At 51.5% G+C, this 20237-nt stretch carries 14 protein-coding genes and 1 tRNA gene; 6 read left to right on the forward strand and 9 right to left on the reverse strand.

Annotated elements, in window-relative coordinates; all coding sequences use genetic code 11:
- Window positions 1-14 precede the first annotated feature (14 nt).
- The 3 genes from MO867_RS23980 to MO867_RS11875 all read right to left on the reverse strand — a co-directional run bounded on the left by MO867_RS23980 (window position 15) and on the right by MO867_RS11875 (window position 2129).
- Window positions 15-170 carry a DUF6892 domain-containing protein gene (locus MO867_RS23980; RefSeq protein WP_373565885.1) on the reverse strand — a complete coding sequence of 52 codons (156 nt, stop codon included), beginning with the start codon at window positions 168-170 and terminating at the stop codon, window positions 15-17.
- A 254-nt stretch (window positions 171-424) separates the two neighbouring features.
- A complete protein-coding gene (locus MO867_RS11870; RefSeq protein WP_252467211.1) occupies window positions 425-1198 on the reverse strand; it encodes a thiaminase II/PqqC family protein in 774 nt (257 codons plus the stop codon).
- Window positions 1199-1280: 82 nt separating this feature from the next.
- Window positions 1281-2129, reverse strand: coding sequence for a M90 family metallopeptidase (locus MO867_RS11875; protein WP_252467213.1), 849 nt, complete (start codon window positions 2127-2129; stop codon window positions 1281-1283).
- 663 nt (window positions 2130-2792) lie between these two features.
- On the opposite strand from MO867_RS11875, the gene MO867_RS11880 reads away from it, so the two are divergent.
- Entirely contained in the window at window positions 2793-3554 is a 762-nt protein-coding gene (locus MO867_RS11880; protein ID WP_252467214.1) for a substrate-binding periplasmic protein, read from the forward strand.
- Between the two features lie 131 nt (window positions 3555-3685).
- Here MO867_RS11880 and MO867_RS11885 read toward each other — a convergent pair.
- Window positions 3686-3762: transfer RNA gene (locus MO867_RS11885), tRNA-Arg, on the reverse strand.
- Between the two features lie 361 nt (window positions 3763-4123).
- On the opposite strand from MO867_RS11885, the gene ftsH reads away from it, so the two are divergent.
- From ftsH to MO867_RS11900, 3 genes are all read left to right on the forward strand, one after another.
- A complete protein-coding gene (gene ftsH / locus MO867_RS11890; RefSeq protein WP_252467217.1) occupies window positions 4124-6100 on the forward strand; it encodes an ATP-dependent zinc metalloprotease FtsH in 1977 nt (658 codons plus the stop codon).
- 590 nt (window positions 6101-6690) lie between these two features.
- Window positions 6691-8979: a TonB-dependent receptor gene (locus MO867_RS11895; protein WP_252467227.1), complete on the forward strand. Its 2289-nt coding sequence runs from the start codon at window positions 6691-6693 to the stop codon at window positions 8977-8979.
- Window positions 8980-9208: 229 nt separating this feature from the next.
- On the forward strand, window positions 9209-10186 hold the full coding sequence (locus MO867_RS11900) for an NAD(P)H-quinone oxidoreductase (RefSeq protein WP_252467229.1): 978 nt from the start codon (window positions 9209-9211) through the stop codon (window positions 10184-10186).
- A gap of 45 nt (window positions 10187-10231) precedes the next feature.
- On the opposite strand, the gene MO867_RS11905 is transcribed toward MO867_RS11900, so the two are convergent.
- Complete coding sequence (locus MO867_RS11905; RefSeq protein ID WP_252467242.1) at window positions 10232-12532, reverse strand: transporter substrate-binding domain-containing protein; 2301 nt, start codon at window positions 12530-12532, stop codon at window positions 10232-10234.
- Window positions 12533-12753: 221 nt separating this feature from the next.
- The gene (xseA, locus tag MO867_RS11910; RefSeq protein WP_252467256.1) at window positions 12754-14106 is read right to left on the reverse strand and encodes an exodeoxyribonuclease VII large subunit; all 1353 of its coding nucleotides are present in this window, start codon (window positions 14104-14106) and stop codon (window positions 12754-12756) included.
- Window positions 14107-14280: 174 nt separating this feature from the next.
- Here xseA and guaB point away from each other — a divergent pair, with 174 nt between their 5' ends.
- Both guaB and guaA read left to right on the forward strand, forming a co-directional pair.
- Complete coding sequence (gene guaB / locus MO867_RS11915; RefSeq protein ID WP_252467268.1) at window positions 14281-15768, forward strand: IMP dehydrogenase; 1488 nt, start codon at window positions 14281-14283, stop codon at window positions 15766-15768.
- A gap of 100 nt (window positions 15769-15868) precedes the next feature.
- Entirely contained in the window at window positions 15869-17446 is a 1578-nt protein-coding gene (gene guaA, locus MO867_RS11920; RefSeq protein ID WP_252467270.1) for a glutamine-hydrolyzing GMP synthase, read from the forward strand.
- Between the two features lie 382 nt (window positions 17447-17828).
- Here guaA and rlmB read toward each other — a convergent pair whose 3' ends face one another.
- From rlmB to MO867_RS11935, 3 genes are read right to left on the reverse strand one after another with little or no spacing between them, the layout of a single operon-like run.
- The gene (gene rlmB, locus MO867_RS11925; protein ID WP_252467291.1) at window positions 17829-18611 is read right to left on the reverse strand and encodes a 23S rRNA (guanosine(2251)-2'-O)-methyltransferase RlmB; all 783 of its coding nucleotides are present in this window, start codon (window positions 18609-18611) and stop codon (window positions 17829-17831) included.
- Window positions 18608-19477 carry a Rossmann-like and DUF2520 domain-containing protein gene (locus MO867_RS11930; RefSeq protein ID WP_252467293.1) on the reverse strand — a complete coding sequence of 290 codons (870 nt, stop codon included), beginning with the start codon at window positions 19475-19477 and terminating at the stop codon, window positions 18608-18610. The genes rlmB and MO867_RS11930 overlap by 4 nt, the downstream gene beginning before the upstream one ends.
- Window positions 19477-20235, reverse strand: a complete 759-nt coding sequence (locus MO867_RS11935; protein WP_252467305.1) for a pyridoxine 5'-phosphate synthase — start codon at window positions 20233-20235, stop codon at window positions 19477-19479. Before MO867_RS11935 ends, MO867_RS11930 begins: the two co-directional genes overlap by 1 nt.
- Window positions 20236-20237: the final 2 nt, after the last annotated feature.

Genomic DNA, 20237 nt, shown 5'->3' on the forward strand with positions numbered 1-20237 from the left:
GAGCGGTACAGTGACTATGGGGCTATAGCTGCATGAAACTGTCCGAAGTGTTGATTAGCTGAAAATCGAAATATATCGAATTCAGGCTGTATTACCTTGTAGTGATATATTAATTTTTCCAATACCAAAAGTTTGAAATTCTTATCTTTGAACTCTGCGTATTCACTCATCTTTACGGTTCCCTATGCCAAGTCCGATATCTGCATTATTATCCACAGCCATTTTAAAGGTGGGGAACTTTTTTTCGGTTGAAGGTAGAAGAGTAGTTCCCACTTTAAAGAGTAAGAAATGCAGTTATTACTGTGGTTCCTGGAGGGTGTGAAGCGTTGGATACACTATATAGGTGAATTTCAATCGAAAGAGGATTGATAATTCTTGCGATGTGGTTTTTTTTGCAGTAATAGACAGCTGGGGGATACTTGAATTAGTTTGTATCCTGATCGGGGTTTTCGCTGGTTTCAAATGCCTGCCAGAATTCCCGTTCGTAGGCTTGGATGAGCCGTACTCGGATTTCAATATCGGATTCTCGAATGCCCGATGCCAGTCCTTTCGCGATTATCTCGGTGGCTTGCTGTCTGAATCCGTTCGGTAGCTGTGTAAAAGCCATCAGATAGCTGAGTTGCTTGTTTGATAATTTTTTGTACTGTCTAAGTGCTTTTGCCACCCGCGTGGTATTTTTTCCAAAGCTTTGAAAGTTGATAAGCAGCGCGGCAGCAATTTCAGCTGGTTGGGCGTAGTTGGCTAGCCAGGCAGTATAGGCTGGGTAGGCCTGTGCGCTCGCAAGCGGTTGGTATTGGGCGATTTGTTCTGGGGAAATGCCCAATGCTTGAAGGAGGATGGGCATTTGTTTGCTGGCCTGGATCTCTGCAATCGTTATTCCAATAAAAAACGCCCTTGTGTTTTTGCCGGGTATACCACCAAAGCGGTGTAGTGATAGTGCGCTACTTCTTAAGTCCGAAAGGTTAATCAGGCGCTGCTCCATCGCAAAGGCTTGAAGCTTTGAGTCCGGTAATGTGTTCTTTTCTAGCTGTTGCACAAACGCTGGGGAAGCGTTGTTGAGATATTGTTGTTCAAGGCGTTGGATCAAGGTTTTTGCAGCTTGTTGGTTGGTCGCAACGTCCGCTGTTGCGCCTTGAGTCGCGGTGAGAAGAATGATCAGTCCGAAAAATCCAATGCCTACTAGTTGCATATTGACCATTATTCCAACTCCGCTGCTGATCGAATCAAGCATAGCAGCAGGAGAAATAGCGGTGGGCAGCCTGTCACTGGTTCAAGAGCGTTTAAGCAGTGTTACTGCTTGCGTTAATGAGTGCGGCTGGGTCCAGGCGATAAAAATGGCTCAACTCTTTATAGAGTTCCGGGTGTAAGGTGCGCGTCGCGATTGGGATCATGTAGAAGCTTTCGGTCGCCACAGCAAAGAACTCGGCGGGAGATTGAGCTCCGTATAAATCCAGTACAGAAGGGCTTGCGCCAGGAAACTCGCCAAATTCCGCTCTTTGTCTTAGGCGACGAAATTCCCGGCTCATTACCGCAGCCCAGGTGGCGCCCTCTTCGGTACTTTCGAATAGTGGGCGCCCGTCAAAGTAGCCATCTTCCTCATCGACTTTGTGGGCAAACTCATGTAGGGCGACATTGTGGCCCTGTTCGGGGGATTGCAGATTGCCCTCTAAATCTCCCCAGGAGAGGACCACTGGGCCACGGTAGTGGGCCTCCCCCGCTCGCGCACTGGGCCTGGCTGTTTCTATATATCCCTCTCTGCGAATTTCGTGGGCCACATAGGTGTTGGGGTAGAGCAGCAGGCTGTATAGGTTGGGGTAGCATTCATTCTTACGCCCGAGTAGTAACAGGCATGCGTGTGCGGCAATGACTACTTTCATCCGTTCGTTGACCTGTAGGCCATCGCAGCCAACAAATTCTTTATCGTGCAAAAAAAGGGCAATATTGCCGCGAAGCTCCTGCTGTTGGTTCGCATTTAAGTGATGATATAGCGGTAGCGTTTCTTGCAGTAATTGCAATTGCTCTCTGTTTAGCGCTTGCGAGCGGAGGTAGCTAATACGCCAGCGATGATAGAAATGTGGCACGAGCCAAATGGTCAGCGCCAGCAGAATAATAGCGATAAATGCACTCACGATTTCAGCGCCGATTGTCCACTTGAAATATTGTCTTTCAATTCATATTCCTCACCAAGACTACCCTGATGGTATTTCATTTACTGGTATGTACCCAGATGGAAAATCGCTTGTAAAGCCCGATGTAGTCTCCTCGGTCGATTCGCTGTTCAGATTCATAAAGCAGCATACTTACAGATTCTGAGAGGTGAGGGCACTCATCGTTTTGACTGTGATCTTCCCGGTCAGTATTACCCTCCTGCTGCATAATTTTCTTTTTTTAAGTCAAATCTGCGGGCGGGTTTGCCAGCTTCTCTACAGTCAGGGCTTAATAATTGATTAACGACCTTCGGGTTCTTGCGCGTCTCTAATTGATGCCGGGTTGTCTCATTCTTTATCAGAATACCCGCATTTTTAGTCATCTACGTAATGCCGATAGCATTTCATTGGTTGGGGTTGTATTGCACCGCCAACTGCAATGACTCACGAAAGAAATCAAAATATTGGAGAGCTTGACTGTAAATCCCCAAAATTTTGGTACGCCTTGTTTGAGAATGGGGGGCTTGATGCCAAATTCAAGGCCTTGGGCTGGTTAGGTTGCAGCCTAAGGCCGCTTGATAAATGGTGGTTGCCTGTCAACACTTAGAGCGTCTGGGTGATTTCCCTGTCACTGTGGAGAGACTTATGCGTTTGCTGATGGCCTTGCTTGTTTTAATGTTCGGGGTTTGTGTTCAGGTGTTGGCCCAGTCGGGCGGCACGCCGCTAAGAGTGGCGATCGCCGGGGATGCACCCCCTTATGTGATCGACGGGGCAACCAGCGGGCTGGAGGTGGATATCGTTCGGCAATCGCTACCGGGCTATGCGTTGGAGTTTGTACAGATGGGGTTTGCAGAAACAGCTCCGGCACTTAAGCAGGGCATGGTCCAGGCGGCAGTCAATGTGATGAAAAAAAAGGATGACGGCCTGTTTTATTCCAACGATATGATCAGCTTTGCCAATTATGCGATTGCCAAAGCGGGTGCTGGGGTAAAAATTGGCAGTATTGCAGATCTTGCCGGCAAAAAGATCGTCACTTGGCAGGGGGCCCCACAATACTTTGGGCCTGAATTCAAAAAAATGTTTGGCCCGAACGGCCCTCAACGGCAGAACCTGATGCAGGCGCAAACGGCTCGAGATCTGGTTGCCCAATTCTGGAAGATGCCAAATGCCGTCGCTGTAGTGGATATGGCGCTGTTTAAGTACTACAGCAATAAAATGGGTCACACCATGGCGCAGGTGGATCTATTTCAGGTTTTTCCGCTGCTGACAGATTTCCGCGTGGGCTTTCGTGATCGAAAAGTACGGGACGACTTTAATCGTGGACTGGCGGAGCTATGCAGCAGTGGCCGCTACAAAGCGCTACTGAAAAAATACGATGTAATGCAAAAACAGGATATCTGTCGATAAACCAGTTCTAGCATTCCGGCCTTACTTCATTCGCTTTGTTACTGGCTGTAAATGCAGCGGCTGATTTGTGAGGAAGTAGGTATCGGGCAAAGAAAAAGAGCCTATATCTTGCGATATAGGCTCTTCTTGTATGGCGCGCTCGGGAGGATTCGAACCTCCGACCGCCTGGTTCGTAGCCAGGTACTCTATCCAGCTGAGCTACGAGCGCGTCGTTATGGCTGCGAACTATAGAGAGTTGATTTATTACCGTCAACCTCTTTTTGGGAAAAACCCTTAAAAATCCGCAACTTATCGAACTTCTGGGCAACTCTGAGAGCAATTTGCCCGGCTCGACAGGGCGCGAATTCTGCCGCGCCTGGGGCAAGTTTACAAGCCCTAGATTTAAAAATAGCGCTATTTATTCATGATGGACTTTTGTTGTGTGAAAAGTCAGGGAGCAAACCGGCATAAGAGGCGAATGGCGGCGAACTATACTGGATAGCTGAGGGGGTCGCGATGACTCACATCTTCCCATAGCGGGGCTGGCTTGTCGGCCGGGCAGCGGCTTTCCCCAAACACAGCGAGAAACTATGGCGGATGAGCAGGATCAAGAGCAAAAGCTGCCGCAAGAGGAGCCTCTTTCGCCATTGCCGGGAAAACCGCTGCAGAAGGGGCCGCTGAGTTGGTTGCAGTACTTTCTGTGGGTTTCCCTGCTGGTTGTGACTGTTCAGTACTGTACTAATGGGCAGCTTCCAGGAAAGCCGACCGAGCTGGCCTATAGCAGTTTTAAGCAGGAAGTGGCAGCGGGCAAAGTGGCGAGTGTTGTGATTGAGGGTGACAGGGTTACGGGTACCTTTAGAGCTGAGCTCGGTCAATTGGGAGAGGGAAAGGCAACGGCAAATAAAGAGAGCAAAAAAACACCCCCAGAACGATTCACTACCATTTTGCCATCGGTTCAAGACCCGGAGTTACTGCCTTTACTGGAGAAGCAAAAAGTAGAGATCTTGGCTGAGTCACCCGGCGGCGGTTTCTTGCAGCGTATGCTGATTCTATTACTGCCCTGGATATTGATTATTGGTTTATTAGTCTGGATGGGGCGGCGGATGCAGGAAAAGATGGCTAGCGGTGCTGCCGGCAGTCCATTTGGCTTTGCCCGTTCGCCAGCAAAGCGCTTTGAGCGCAGTGAGTCCCAAGTGACTTTTGATGATGTGGCCGGATTAGCCAACGCCAAGAAAGACCTGCAGGAAGTGGCTGGCTATCTAAAGAATCCGGGGCACTACCGTAAGTTGGGGGCCAAGATTCCCCGTGGGATTCTGTTGATGGGGCCTCCAGGCACCGGAAAAACCCTGATGGCTAAAGCGTTGGCCGGCGAGAGTGAGGCTCCGTTTTTTAGTATCAGCGGTTCTGAGTTTATCGAGATGTTCGTGGGTGTCGGTGCTTCGCGAGTACGGGATATGTTTTCCGAAGCCAAGAAGGATGCCCCCTCAATTATTTTTATCGATGAAATTGACTCGGTTGGCCGTGCTCGGGGAGCCGGAGTTGGAGGTGGCCACGATGAAAGAGAGCAGACGCTAAACCAGATACTGGGAGAAATGGATGGTTTCGATCCCCAGGAAGCCGTGGTCGTGGTGGCTGCAACCAATCGACCGGATGTGCTCGATGCGGCCCTGATGCGTCCGGGACGCTTTGATCGAAAAATAACCCTGGACTTGCCTGACAAAGCCGCTCGCAGAGAGATTTTGGAAATCCACTCTCGGGATGTGCCTTTACATGGAAAGGTGGACCTGCAGCGGCTTGCAGCGCTAACGGCCGGTTTTGCGGGCGCCGACCTTGAAAACCTGATTAACGAAGCGGCCCTTTTGGCTGGCCGGGAGGATAGATCGGCCGTTGACATGGACTGTCTGTTGCGGGCTCGTGACAAAGTAGTTCTCGGCAGCGAGCGGGAGATGGTGATCGGCGAAGAAGACAGGGAGATTATTGCCTACCACGAGGCGGGACATGCTCTAGTGGCGACGTTGTTACCGCACGCCGACCCGCTGGAGAAGGCGACTATAATTCCCAGGGGGCAAAGCTTGGGGGCCACGGAGCAGATTCCTATCGAAGAGCATCACAGTATGCAGGTCAGTTATCTGCGTGATCGTATTGGGGTAATGTTGGGCGGGCGAGTTGCTGAGCGGGTTGTTTTCAAGGAAGTCAGCACTGGTGCTGAGGCTGACCTGAAGCAGGCTACGGGTTTGGCTCGCCATATGGTCACCCACTGGGGAATGAGTGAGAAATTGGGCCCCGTCGCCTTCCGTCGAGGGGAGGAGCATATTTTTTTAGGACGTGAAATGGCTCAGCAAAAAGATTTCAGTGAGCACACTTCGGAGATTATTGATGATGAGATCATCGCCTTAATTAGTGGTATCGAGAAAAAAGTAGAAAAGTTGCTCACAAAAAATCGCAAAAAACTTGATGTATTGGCCAGAGCGCTTTTGGAAAAGGAAACTCTTGAGGCCCTGCAGATTAATGAAATACTTTTGCATGCCGATACCCGTGGCGATGACGCGACTGCTATTGAGGATTGATTGCCAAATTATTATTAAGAGCTATTTCGAGATAGACCGATCGGTCAAACACCCTGTGTTCAGCTGTGCCAATTTAGTGAGTATTCAGGGCGTGGAATATTGTCCTTTATAGGGTGGGCTTATGGAGTAGCGGAGCCTTGTAGAAGTCTTAGTGACAAGCTATTTAATGATTAGGTGAAATGGTTCGGCTTTTCCTGGTGTTTAGGTAAAAAATGTCATTGGCATTTTCAAAAGCAATCAATTTTTAAATAGGGTGGGGCGTGAGTGGTGGCGCCCCCAAACAGTGCAAAATTTTATTCGTTAAAACTTATGTAATTTTTTTCCCTCAAGTTGAGCGAACTTTCCAGGCTAATTGAGTTATTTTTACAGACATTTACGATAAATAGACTTCCACACACGGTTGGTAGCCTGTAACCTGTTCTTGTCACAGATTCAATTTGAAATCTGTGCCTCTTTATCAGCACGGTCTTGAATCGGAGCTTCACTAAGTCGGAATCTCTTTTTAGAGGGTAGAGCGGTGAAGCCAAGAGGTACCGATTGCGATGAGTCCGTTGTTGTACATAAAAAAAATAAAACAATGGAGAGAAAACATGGGAAGTCCGTCAAAACCCAAGCAGCATTCCGCTCTGCTTTCCGCCTGTTCCGTAGCAACGCTTTGGTTAGCCAGTGGTGTCAGCCCCAGCTTTGCCGCAGAGGGAGCAGTCGGCACGCTTATGGAGGAAGTACAAGTTACTGCCCGTAAGCGTGCAGACGCAGAATTACTTCAGGACGTACCGGTAGCGGCTACCGCCTATTCCGGAGACCAGCTGGAGGCACTGCAAACCAGAGATTTACAAAGCCTTTCTTTCAAAATGCCTAATGTCCAATTGGAGGATGTAGGCACCGTAAAAAATACTGCAAACTTCACGGTGCGCGGCCTCGGAGTGAACAGTTCCATTCCATCTATTGACCCGACGGTTGGCGTTTTTGTGGATGGCATGTACCTGGGTGTCAATGCAGGTGTGGTAACAGATCTATTTGACCTCGAAGGTATTGAAGTTCTTCGTGGACCACAGGGTCTGTTGTTTGGCCGAAATGTCACCGGTGGTGCTGTAGTTGTTAAAACTGCTCGCCCCTCTGAAGAGTTTTCCAGCCGTTTCAAATTTTCGACAACCGATAATCTGGACATGGTTGCGGCAGGCTCAATTAATGGCGCAATTTCCGATACAGTAAACGGTCGCCTGACGGTTTACTACAACGATGATCGGGGCTGGTTTGAAAATGTGGCCACCGGCAATGACAATGCCGGCGCTTCAGACAGCTGGTTCGTGCGTCCAAGTTTCAGTATCCAGTTAAATGAAACTTCTGAGCTTATTGTGCGCATGGAACACGGGCGCATGGACTCCGATGGGGTTGTTGCCCAAAACCGTGGTAACGAAGCTTATGTTATCCCGGTTGGAGACACTTACATTGGTTATCCCAGTGCCACACAAATTGCCGAGGCAATGGGTATCTTGGATTGGGATAACAGTGAAGATTCCTTCGAGGTAGCTCAAGATGAAGAGGGTTACCAAAAAGATGAGTGGAGCCAGATAATTACTGAATTCAATAAAGACATTGAATTTGGTGATGGCACCATCACCAATATCCTAGCCTGGCGTGAGTATGAGGCGCGCGGTTTAGGGGATATCGACTCACTACCTATTGTAGGTTTCCATGCGGATTCCGCCGTAGAGCAAAGCCAGCTCAGCAATGAGTTGCGCTATGCCGGTCGCTTTGGTCGCACAGCATTGACTACAGGTGCTTACTGGTTTTCCCAGGATGTGAGCTACCTGGAGAACCGTTTGTTGGCCGGTGGTTTAATCGACTGGACGGGTGGTGGTGAGCAGGATCACAGTACTTACGGTGTTTTTGCACAAGCTGATATTGATCTGAACGAGGCCTGGGTGCTGACACTTGGCGGGCGTTACTCTAGCGAGGAAAAGGACGCCAAGATAGCTTCGATCCCCCTAAATCTGTGCACTTTGGATGGATGCGCGGCCTACGACTTTGAAGATAGTGAAAGCTGGAATGCTTTTACCCCGAAAGCCGGCTTGCAGTGGACCGTCTCTGATGACCTCCAGCTATACACCTTCTGGACCAAAGGATTCCGTAGCGGGGGTTATAACTTCCGCAATGCGGGTATAGACCCAGCTACGAGCATGCCCTATACCCCCCAAGCGACAGACCAGGAAGAGCAAAGCAGTTTCGAGGTTGGCGCCAAGGTAGATTGGCTTGATGGACGCCTGCGTACCAATATGGCGGTATTCCATAACAGCATCGATGATATGCAACGCGAGGAGAACCTCCCTGATGCGGTGACCGGGGTGGCGCAGATAATTCGCAACACCGCCGATGCGACTATTCGCGGCGCTGAATTGGAAGCAATGGCAGCACTGAGCGAGAATCTGCTATTTACCTTCAATGTCGGTTATGTCGATGGCGATTACGATAAGTTGCTTGGGGACTTGAATGGTGATGGCGTTGTCGACAGTGTGGATCTGGGGCTAGAAATCCCCCGCCTGGCTCCCTGGACTTACGGTATAGGGTTAGTTCACGACCTTTCATTGGGCTCTTACGGAACCCTGACGTCTCGAGTCAACTTTAACCATCGCGATGAAGCACCTTACACCGATGATAACGAGGGTATGTTATCTGAAGTGGAGATGCTGGATTTCAGCATTGGCTTCACTTCCGACTCTGGCCAATACACGGTTTCTCTGTTCGGTAAAAATATGCTCGACGAAGTTACCGAAGGCAACGATACGCAGCTGCCGGTAAACCTCGGTGGCATTGGTGCCAGCTTTACGCCATTGAATAAAGGCCGCATCATGGGCGTCGAGGTTATTTACGAGCTTTAATGACACTTTCTAAATGGTGGTCTGAAGTTTAAAAGCTTCGGCTCCCAGACTCTCCATTATGGCCAGGTGCTTTTCTTTCAATTCACAGTAGACTCATGTGATGAAGGGGAGCCCTGGCCATATTTGTTTTCACGATATAGGTTTTTCCTGCGGAAAATTTTGTTGGAGGTTTTTGGTACACTCGCTGTAATCACGTTCGATCTATTTGGTATTTCAGAGGGATAAGGCGATGCGATTTATCGATTTGCCCACTTTTGGTGACCCGCAAGTGATGCGGTTGCAGAACATGGATAAGCCGGAACCGGCCCTGGATGAGGTGCTTATTCGCGTAAGTGCCGCCGGCGTCAACCGTCCGGATATTGTGCAGCGGCAAGGGTATTATCCGCCGCCGCCGGGCGCTTCTCCGGTACTGGGTCTGGAAGTTGCCGGCGAAATTGTAGCAATTGGGGAAAAAGTAAAGCGGTGGAATGTGGGGGATCAGGTTTGTGCGCTGACTAATGGCGGAGGCTATGCAGAGTTCACAGTGGCTCCTGAGGAGCAGTGCCTATCCATACCCGTGGGTCTTTCTATGGAAGAGGCAGCCGCTCTACCGGAAACTTTTTTCACTGTGTGGGCCAATGTGTTTGAACGCGCGCACTTAAAGCGCGGCGAAATTATTCTAGTTCACGGTGGTTCTTCCGGTATTGGCACCACGGCGATCCAGTTGGCCCATAATTTCGGTGTTCGGGTTTTTACGACGGCGGGCACCGCGGAGAAGTGCGCGGCCTGTGAGGAATTGGGGGCGGAGAGGGCAATTAATTATCGTGAAGAAGACTTTGTGTCGATTGTTCGCGAGGCGACTGCGGGTCACGGTGCTGATGTTATTCTCGATATGGTGGGTGGTAGTTATATCAGCAGCAATATTCGGGCAGCCGCGCATGATGGGCGAATTGTGAATATTGCCTATTTGGCGGGAGCTAATGTAGAAATCAATATGATGCCGGTTATGTTGAAGCGTTTAACGCTGACAGGCTCAACGTTGCGAGCGCGCTCAGCAGAGGTTAAAGCTGGAATTGCCACGGCGTTGCAGAGAGAAGTTTGGCCACTGATTGAGGCCGGTAAAATTCGCCCTCAAATAGCTGCCAAATTCCCTCTGGAGCAAGTGGTAGAGGCCCATAAACTGCTCGAGTCAGGGACGATCGTTGGCAAGGTAATTCTCACTGTGTAAATCTAGGGTTTACTATAGGCTCCGTTGGATTTTTACGGCGAGTACCTAAGGGGAGGAGTACCTGGGGGCTCGTTGATTGAATCCTTCGGGTACATCTCCTGGAGCACAGTAGGTTTTTGCCGGTATTGGACGTAGGGGAGGGCGCAGGGTGACGTCATCGCTCATCATCTCGACATAAGCTTTGTAGAGGTTGCTGATGTTGCGTACATACTGCACCGGCTCTGAGCCCCTCACGTATCCGTAACGGGCCCGTTTGAAATACTGGGGCTGGGCCAGTTTCAGCATTGCTACTTCCACGTTGTCGAACCACACGTTGGGGTCCAGGCCCAATTGCTCCGCCAGGCGCTGTGCATCGAGTAAGTGTCCGTAACCGGCGTTGTAGGATGCGAGGGTAAACCAGAGCCTATTGACCGTTGGCAGTGCTGGGTTAAATCTGTCGCGCACCCAGTCCATATATTTCACACCAGCTTTAATGGATCGCTCGGGTTCAAACAGCGGTGGTGGAAACCCCATTTCTTCTGCAGTAGCTGGCATCACCTGCATAAGCCCCTGGGCTCCCACGGGTGATTCGGCTTTGGGGTTAAAATTACTTTCCTGCCACATCTGTGCGACGATCATACGCCAATCAAAATCGTACTTAAACGCGGATTCCTGCACCAATTCATCGTAGGGCGACAGGTTTTCCCCCGGTATTACCCGCGAGCTGACGCGCTGCATAAATCGTTTGTTGGGCTCGAAATACGCTTGGTATTGTTTTTGATATTGGCCCGTTTTTCTGTAATTTTGCAGGAATTTATTTAAGTTTTTCAGTAGGTGCCAGTTCTGTTGTAAAACCATCCATCCCTGCGGGCGCGGGTCGCCAATAAGGGCTCCTGTGACGAGGTCAGGTTGGACTGAGGCCTCGATTTTGGCCCGCCCGGAGTGTGCGATAGTGGCATCAATCAGACCATCGGTAATTAACGAGAAAATTTGCGACTGAGAGATATCGGGTGGGGCCACCCGGATATCGACATCGATACCGGCATTTTTCAGGGTTTTTGCGGTTTCAATAAATGAAGAGTAGGCGCGCAGGGTGAGTTTACGCCCATTTAAATCCTGAATTTGATTGATGGGAGGGCGGCCTTTGCCGCTCACCACCTGATCTGACGATTCTACGTAAGGTTTGGTAAATACCATACCCTGTGCTTCGCGTGCAGTGGTGATATTGAGTTCGGCACCGGCAAAATCACCGCGTCCGGCCCTGAGCCAGTCGGCCAGATCTTCTTCATAGGGAACAACAATAACCTGCAGTTGTAGTTTGTGTTTATTGGCAAAGGCTTGGGCTAGGTCGTAGTCAAAACCCATCAATACGCCTTTCCACAAAAAGTAGGTGGTGGGGCCGTTATAAGTGAGCAGGCGAATAACACCGGATTTTTTAATGCCCTTCCAGTCGGTAATGCGCTCTTCCTGAGCTTTGACCAAATTACGGGTGAGGAAATTGTCTACGGTGGTGTGAAGGCGTTTAGAGGTTTTGCGAACCCCCCAGGCGATATTTTGCACTTCCGAGACTTCTGCACCCACTCTCAAGTCGTCTCGGTAATTGAGCAAATCCTCTGCGGCAAAGTCCTCTAAAATGGCGACGCGATTACTCTTTCCGCTAATAGCATCCATTAAGGTGTCGCGATTGCCGTGAATATCCACCTCAAGAATAGTCAGGTTAGCGTTGGGGTTTTCGGCTACCAGCTGTTCGGCAGTTTCTTTAATTGAGGAGCCGGAGGGAATAATGAATTCAATATTTTCCAATTTACTGGGGTTGGAGATATCGGGACCTTCCGGTCCGGTGACCAGTACCAAGCGTGAGTGGCGAAGGGGGACGGTGAAGTCGATCAGCGCTTCGCGGGCATCGGTGACCGTTAGGTTGTAGGCGATGACGTCGGCCTCGCCATCAATGATCATTTGCACTGCATCATCGGGTGTTTGCGCTTTGATCCATTTGGGCTCCAACTTCAACTGCTTAGCCAATTTATTGGCGAGTTCAAAATGTCGCAGGCTCACCACTCCATCACGGGGCAGTAAATTTTCGGAAGCGCCGGTCAGATTAACAAAGCGAATAGTTCCCTGTTTTTTAATGGCCCGCAGGTCGCCAGTTTCGACGTAGTTAACCAGTTGCTCTTTCGCGGGTACGGCATTTGGCGAGCCTCGGTTCTGCTGGTTGGCACTAGGGGCTTCAGAAGCTGACATAGTGACGGACTCGGCAACACCGGGCTCATTGTTCTTTTCTGTGCACGCAGTGATCGCGAGAAACAGCACAGAAAGCACTATCAAACTCAACTGATTGAGGTGGATAGCACCATAATTACTACCCATAGATCGCTCCGATCACACTCTACCCACCGATTATAGTGTCGCGTTAAAGCACCTCTTGAGCGACTTGCGGGGAAAGAAATTTTCCACAGCCTGTCAGTCTGAGCGGGGACTCTGGAGTCCCGACTCAAGTAGCAAGCGGCTTACGCGGTTGTGGGGGCGTGAGTGGACAAGCGGGATTAAAAGGTCTGTGGCAACTGGTTTCCCATTTGCCGGTCGGCAGTTCAGTCCTCGGTAGACGTTACCTTGGCGCTAAAGCTTCCGCTGGCCAGTCGAACACGAACTTCCTGGTCAGCGTTCAGGTCTTTAGTGTTGCGGATAGCCTGGTTGTTCGAGTCCATTGCAATAGCGTAGCCACGCTGTAATACCGCCAGAGGGCTGACGTTTTGTAGCAACTTCACCCCGTGGGACAGCCTGTCGCCACGGCGTTGCAGCAGCAGGTGCATGGCGCGCTGTAAATTCCCTTGTGATTGAATGAGTCGCTTGCGGCCTTCACTGAGGCGGCGCTCAGGCTGGCAGTGGTCAAACGCTCGTATTGTGGAGGCCAGTTGGGATTTACGTGAGAGAATTTGCTGCTGGCCCGCTGCAACCAGGCGCATTTCCAGGTGGTCCAGACGTTGTGCCTGGTTGAGAAGTTGCTCGCGGGGGTGGCGCAGCCGGTTGCGTCGCAGTTGTATCTGTTGTTGCAGATACTTCAGTTGGTTTCCGATGGCGCGGTGAAGTCTGCGCTGTTGATGTTCGAGTTGCTGTGATAATTCTGTTGCGTTGGCACTGGCAATTTCTGCCGCGGCAGAGGGGGTGGGCGCACGCAGATCTGCGGCCAAATCTGCGACCGTGGTATCTGTTTCGTGTCCCACCGCAGAAATCGTAGGGATGGGGCAGTTTGCCAGTGCTCGCGCAACGACCTCTTCGTTGAAAGACCATAAGTCCTCCAGGGAGCCCCCGCCACGGCCAACGATGAGTAGATCGTGGCGGCCGCTACGGCCGGCTTTTTCGATGGCGGCGGCTATTTGTTGGGCCGCACCCTGGCCTTGGACAGCCACCGGCCACAGCTCAATCTTTGCTGCTGGGTGGCGCCTGCTGAGCACATGGATCATGTCTCTTACCGCCGCTCCGGTGGGCGAGGTGACAATGCCAATATTGGTAGGCAGGAAGGGCAGGGGACGTTTTTTTGTCGCATCGAACAGGCCCTCGGCACTCAGTTTTGTTTTCAGCTGCTCCAGCTGACGCATCAGAGCGCCAAAACCTGCTTCCTCCATATGTTCTACTATCAGTTGGAATTCGCCGCGCCCCTCGTAGAGGCTTACCCTGGCCCTGATTAATATCTCGCGACCATTCTTGGGTTGGAAGGCAACACTGCGATTGCGCCCGCGAAACATGGCGCAACGCACCTGAGCTCGCGAGTCTTTAAGGCTAAAATACCAGTGCCCAGAGCTGGGTACGGAGAAGTTGGAAATCTCTCCGCTGATCCAAAGAAGGGGTACATTGCTTTCCAGGAGATGTTTCACTTCCCGATTCAGGTCGCTTACCGTCAGTACACTGCGATTGGCATTTTGACTTGGGGAGACAGGTTGCATCGGTGAATCTCATCAAAAAATCTGGGCGGAGCAATATTGCAGTATCGCCACTATAGGTAAAGGGCTTTACTGTACAAATCGGTTTTCCCGAAAATTGTTATTTGCGCTTTAGGCGCGTAGGGGTATAATCGCGCCGATACCCAATCCCGCCCATTCGAGGTTTGAGTGTCAACCATGTTTGAATCCAATCTGCGCATTGCGCGCGAAGCCCTCACTTTTGACGACGTCCTACTTGTGCCCGGATATTCCGAGGTTACTGCCAAGGATGTTAGTTTGAAAACCCAACTTTCCCGTAATATCTCCCTGAACATTCCTATTGTATCCGCCGCCATGGATACAGTGACGGAAGCTCGCCTGGCCATTTCTATGGCTCAGGAAGGGGGGATCGGCATAATTCATAAAAGTATGTCGATTGAAGAGCAGGCTCTTGAAGTCCGCGCGGTGAAGAAGTTCGAAGCCGGCGTGGTCAAGGACCCAATTACTATTGAGTCCGATGCCACGGTGCGCGAGTTGATCGCGTTGACGACCCACCACAATATTTCCGGAGTGCCAGTGATGGACCGGGGAGATTTGGTGGGCATCGTTACCAGCCGCGACGTTCGCTTCCTCACCGACCTGGATGTCAGTGTCGCCAGTATCATGACGCCGAAAGAGCGTTTGGTAACGGCCCATGAAGATGCGAGTTCCGACGAAGTGCGTGAACTGTTACACAAGCACCGTATCGAAAAGGTGTTGGTGGTAAACGACAACTTCGAACTGCGCGGCCTGATTACCGTTAAAGACTTCAATAAAGCCGAGCAGTACCCGAATTCCTGTAAAGACTCCGATGGTCGCCTGCGCGTCGGTGCTTCGGTGGGCACCAGCCCGGATACCGATGATCGAGTGGCAGCACTGGTGGAGGCGGGCGTTGATGTTTTGGTGGTGGATACCGCCCACGGCCACTCCCGCAATGTGATTGATCGGGTGCGTAGAATTAAAGTAATGCACCCTCAGGTGGATGTGATTGGCGGCAATATTGCCACTGCGGAAGCTGCCCTCGCTCTGGTTGAAGCTGGAGCGGATGCGGTGAAAGTGGGTATTGGTCCCGGTTCTATCTGTACCACTCGTATCGTAACCGGTATTGGCGTGCCGCAGATCACTGCAATCTCTGAAGTTGCTACCGCTCTGCAAGAGTCTGGGGTGCCAATGATTGCTGATGGTGGTATCCGTTACTCCGGTGATATTTCCAAAGCCGTTGTTGCTGGTGCTTCGTCAGTGATGATGGGTTCCATGTTTGCCGGTACTGAAGAAGCGCCTGGTGAAGTGGAGCTTTATCAGGGGCGTACTTATAAATCCTATCGCGGTATGGGTTCGCTCGGTGCTATGTCCCGTACCCAGGGTTCTTCCGACCGTTATTTCCAAGATGCCAGTAAAGGTGCTGAAAAGCTGGTGCCGGAAGGTATCGAAGGACGTGTACCCTACAAGGGCCCACTGTCTGCGATTGTGCATCAAATGATGGGTGGCCTGCGCTCTGCTATGGGTTATACCGGTAGTGCTGACGTGGATACCATGCGTACACGTCCCGAGTTTGTACGGGTGACGGCTGCAGGTATGGGTGAATCCCATGTACACGACGTGCAGATCACCAAAGAAGCCCCCAACTATCCGGTGGGCCGACGCTAAGTCTTCGACCTTCCCCGGTGAAAAAAATACACACGCAACAAGCGGCAAACGGACCTTCAGGGTCCGTTTGCCGTTATTTAATCCAGTTATCGAGTAAGTCATGAGCCAAGATATCCACTCCAGCCGAATACTCATTCTCGACTTTGGGTCTCAGTACACCCAATTGATAGCCCGCCGCGTGCGCGAACTGGGCGTTTTTTCTGAAATTCGCGCCTTTGATATGAGCGAAGAAGAAATCCGCGAGTATCAGCCCAAGGGCATTATCCTCGCCGGCGGTCCCGAATCTGTCCCAGAAGAGGGCTCGCCTCGTGCGCCGGAGGTTGTTTTCAATCTGGGCGTGCCAGTACTGGGTATTTGCTACGGCATGCAGACGATGGCGCATCAGCTCGGCGGTGTTGTGCAGGGCAGTAATGTTCGTGAGTTTGGCTACGCCCAGATTAAGGTGGAAGGCCAGTCCAACTTGTTGCGGGATATCAAGGACCATCTCAATGACGATGGCAGCGCCCTGTTGGATGTGTGGATGAGCCACGGTGATAAGGTCGTGGGAATGCCCGATGGCTTTGAATTATTGGCCTCAACAGATTCCTGCCCGATAGCCGGTATGTACAGTGCTGAGAAAAACTTCTTCGGCGTACAGTTCCACCCGGAAGTTACGCACACACTGCAGGGCATGCGTATTTACGAGCACTTCGTCATTGATATTTGTGGTTGTGAAAAACTGTGGACGCCAGCCAATATTATTGAGGACTCAATCGCCAAGGTGCGCGATCAAGTAGGAGAGTCCAAAGTGCTGCTGGGGTTGTCCGGTGGTGTGGATAGCTCTGTAGTGGCTGCGCTGTTACACAAAGCTATTGGTGATCAGCTGACTTGTGTATTTGTAGACAATGGCCTCCTGCGTAAAAACGAGGGCGATCAGGTGATGCAGATGTTCGCCGATAATATGGGCGTTCGAGTGATCCGCGCAGATGCCCAGGAAGACTTCCTCGGTCGCTTGGAGGGGGAGAGCGACCCGGAGGCGAAGCGCAAAATTATCGGCAACACCTTTATCGAGATCTTTGACCGGGAGGCCTCCAGACTACAGGGCGTAAAATTCCTGGCTCAGGGCACTATTTATCCCGACGTGATCGAATCCGCAGCGGCAAAAACTGGTAAGGCTCATGTCATAAAATCCCACCACAATGTCGGTGGACTGCCGGAAGATATGCAGTTTGAATTGGTAGAGCCGTTGCGCGAATTGTTCAAGGATGAAGTGCGCAAGATAGGACTGGAATTGGGTCTGCCCTACGATATGGTCTACCGACACCCATTTCCAGGACCAGGCCTGGGGGTGCGTATTCTCGGTGAAGTAAAGCGTGAGTATGCGGACATCTTGAGAGAGGCAGATGCCATCTTTATAGAAGAGCTGCATAACGCCGATTGGTACCAAAAAACCAGCCAGGCTTTTGTAGTATTCCTGCCGGTGAAATCCGTAGGGGTCGTGGGTGATGGTCGTCGTTATGAGTATGTTGTGGCTCTGCGCGCTGTGGAAACAGTCGACTTTATGACGGCGCGTTGGGCGCACTTGCCTTACGATCTGCTTGAAAAGGTTTCCAGTCGTATTATCAACGAGATACAACATATCTCCCGTGTGGTGTACGACGTTTCCAGCAAGCCACCCGCCACTATTGAGTGGGAATAAACGAAAAATAGAACGGGGTGTTTAGCACCTCGTTCTTTTGTTTTTTTGGGTTCACCGTCCCATTTTCCACAGCGAGTCTTTTTATTTTCCCAGCTTCCGGTTAGTGCGCCTTTCTACTAAGTAGCTTCCTATACTTTCGCTAACTTGTTGATTTTTTGAGTATTTCTGTGGTTGTTTATTTTTTCTTCATATTGTCACAATGACCGAGCCACGGGCTTTGTCGGGCTGCGCTTTGAGGTTATTCACAGAGATATACACAGAATCTGTGGGTAGAGGGGCTGCCGGGCAAGTTGGCCTTTAAGAGTCGGGATAAGTTTGGCGGGGGCGGGTAATGGTTGTGGAAAAGAGGGGGGCAATATGGCGTTGTCCCCCTGAGTGGGATTTAGCTTTCGCGGCGGAAACTAATCAGTGCAGCGGTAATGGCTACATTCAGGCTTTCTACGCCATTGCGCATGGGAATACGTACCAGCTGATTACATTGGTTGGCGACGGCATCGCTCACACCATGGGTTTCGTTACCAAGAACGAAAATGGTGGGAGTATCATCAGCCACTTCTTTCAGGGTGGTTTGTGCATGGGATGAAAGGCCACATATCTGTGCACCGGCTTTGCGGAAGTCCCGAAGAGTGTTCGCCAGCTTGTCACAACGCAGGATGCGGGTTTTAAACAGGGTGCCGGTACTGGCCTTGATCACCAAGGGGTCGATCTGTGCACAACCTTTCTTCGGCAGAAGAATCCCATCCACACCGCCGGCGCAGGCCGAGCGCACGATCATACCGAGGTTTTGTGGGTTGGTGATGCCGTCTAAAGCCAATAGTTCGTAAGGTTTCTGGGCACTGCGAGTTGCGATTTCTTGCAAGAATTTGTCGGCCCGGCCGTAGTGGGGCAGCGCCAAATCCAGTGCAACACCTTGGTCTTGGCGGGAATTTTTGGATATCCGTGATAATTCATTGCGATCTGAATAGGCGATCTCGATCTGCCGGCTTTCCGCCAGGGCTTCCATCCGCTGGATCAACTGGTCGCGCCGGTTACTGCTCGCCAGATGTAATTTGTATACGGGTACTGATAAATCCTCCAGAGCTTCGAGTACAGGTTTGCGCCCGTAAATGGTCAGGAGGCTGTCGAAAAAGGCTTTCTTTTGTAGGTATTCGGAGGAGTCTTTCACCGCGTTGGCTCACTCAGCAATTCGATCAATTTAGCCGCGCTCTCTTTTGAGAGCGGGCCGCGTCGCGCCAACTTTACACAGGCGAGACCCAGATGGCGATAGCAGACCGCCAGTTGATCATCGACAGCGGTCAGGCTTTCAACTTGTGCCTCTACGGTTTCGAGGTCGCCCCGCGCAATGGGGCCAGTCAGTGATTTCTCCGGTCCTAGGGCCATATTGTTCTCTACGGTTTGCATAACAATCGGTGTCAGCAGGCGCAGGGCATTGTCTCGCTCAATACCTGCAGCGGCGAAGCTTTGCAAACTCAAGTCCATAAGGGTAGTGAGATAGTTTGAGGCGATAACAGACCCTGCGTGATAGAGGGACTTGCTTTCTGGATCGATAGCGAGAGTTTCACCGTCGATAGCAGTAAAAATATTGGCCAGTCTTTCCACCGCTGGATTGTCTCCCTCGAGCGTTACGCTGCTGCCGGCGAAAGTGCCTAACGAATACTCGGGCTTGGCAAAGCTGTGAACCGGGTGAGCGCTGGCAACAGAGGCGGGTTTGAGGGGCGTGAGGACCTCCGAGCTGAGCGCGCCGCTGCAGTGAAAGACGATAGCCTGATCGTCCACGAGCCCAGTTTGCGCCAGCTGTTGTGCGACATTGGCGATTTCGCTATCGGTACAAGCGATAAGCCAGTAATTCGCTTTTGGCATCGATGCGATGGACCGGGCTACCTGTCCGGCACCGATAAACTCAATAGCCGCCAGGGCGCTTGCCGGGCTGCGGTTATAAACGGATTGAATCTGAAAAGTACCACCTTCCTGCCAGAGTCGGCCGAGGGTTCTCCCCAGCCGACCAGCGCCAATAATATTCAGGTGTCCCATCAGTTACCGGCGAGGCAGTTAAGGTAGGCGCCGACGGCATTTTCCAGCCCCATACCGATGGCGTCCACGGTGAAGGCGTGGCCGATGGAAACTTCTTGTAGGCCCGGTAGGGTGCGGTAGCGTGGCAGATTGACCAGGTTCAGATCGTGTCCAGCATTGATGCCGAGCCCCAATTGGTGGGCGTGTTCCGCTGCGGCGCAGTGGGCGGAGAAAATGGTGTTCAGCTCTTTACTCTGCTTGACGACAGCCTCGGCATAGGGACCTGTGTATAGCTCGATGCGGTCTGCGCCGACCTCTTTTGCCAGACTGATTTGATCGAGATCCGGGTCCATAAACAGACTGACCCTAATTCCCGCATGCTTTAGTTGATCGATCAAGGGGACCAGGCGGTCTCCGTCCCGTTTCAGATCAAAACCATGGTCTGAAGTTAGTTGGTCGTTGCTGTCGGGCACCAAGGTGCACTGGTCCGGGTTGGTTTCCAGCACCAGTGACATCAGGCCGGGATAGTCTCCCGCAGGTGCAGCGAAGGGGTTTCCCTCCACATTGAATTCAATACCTTCGCGGTTGGCACACAGTGTTGCGAGGTCGCGCACGTCGCCGGGGCGAATATGTCTCTGATCCGGGCGGGGGTGTACTGTCAGGCCCTGAGCCCCGGCGTCCAGGCAGCTGCGCCCATGGGTTGTCACATGGGGGAAATTGCCTTCGCGGGAGTTGCGAATCAGGGCGATTTTGTTGAGGTTTACGCTGAGGGCTATCACGG

The sequence above is a fragment of the Microbulbifer okhotskensis genome (assembly GCF_023895975.1).
GTDB lineage: Bacteria > Pseudomonadota > Gammaproteobacteria > Pseudomonadales > Cellvibrionaceae > Microbulbifer > Microbulbifer okhotskensis.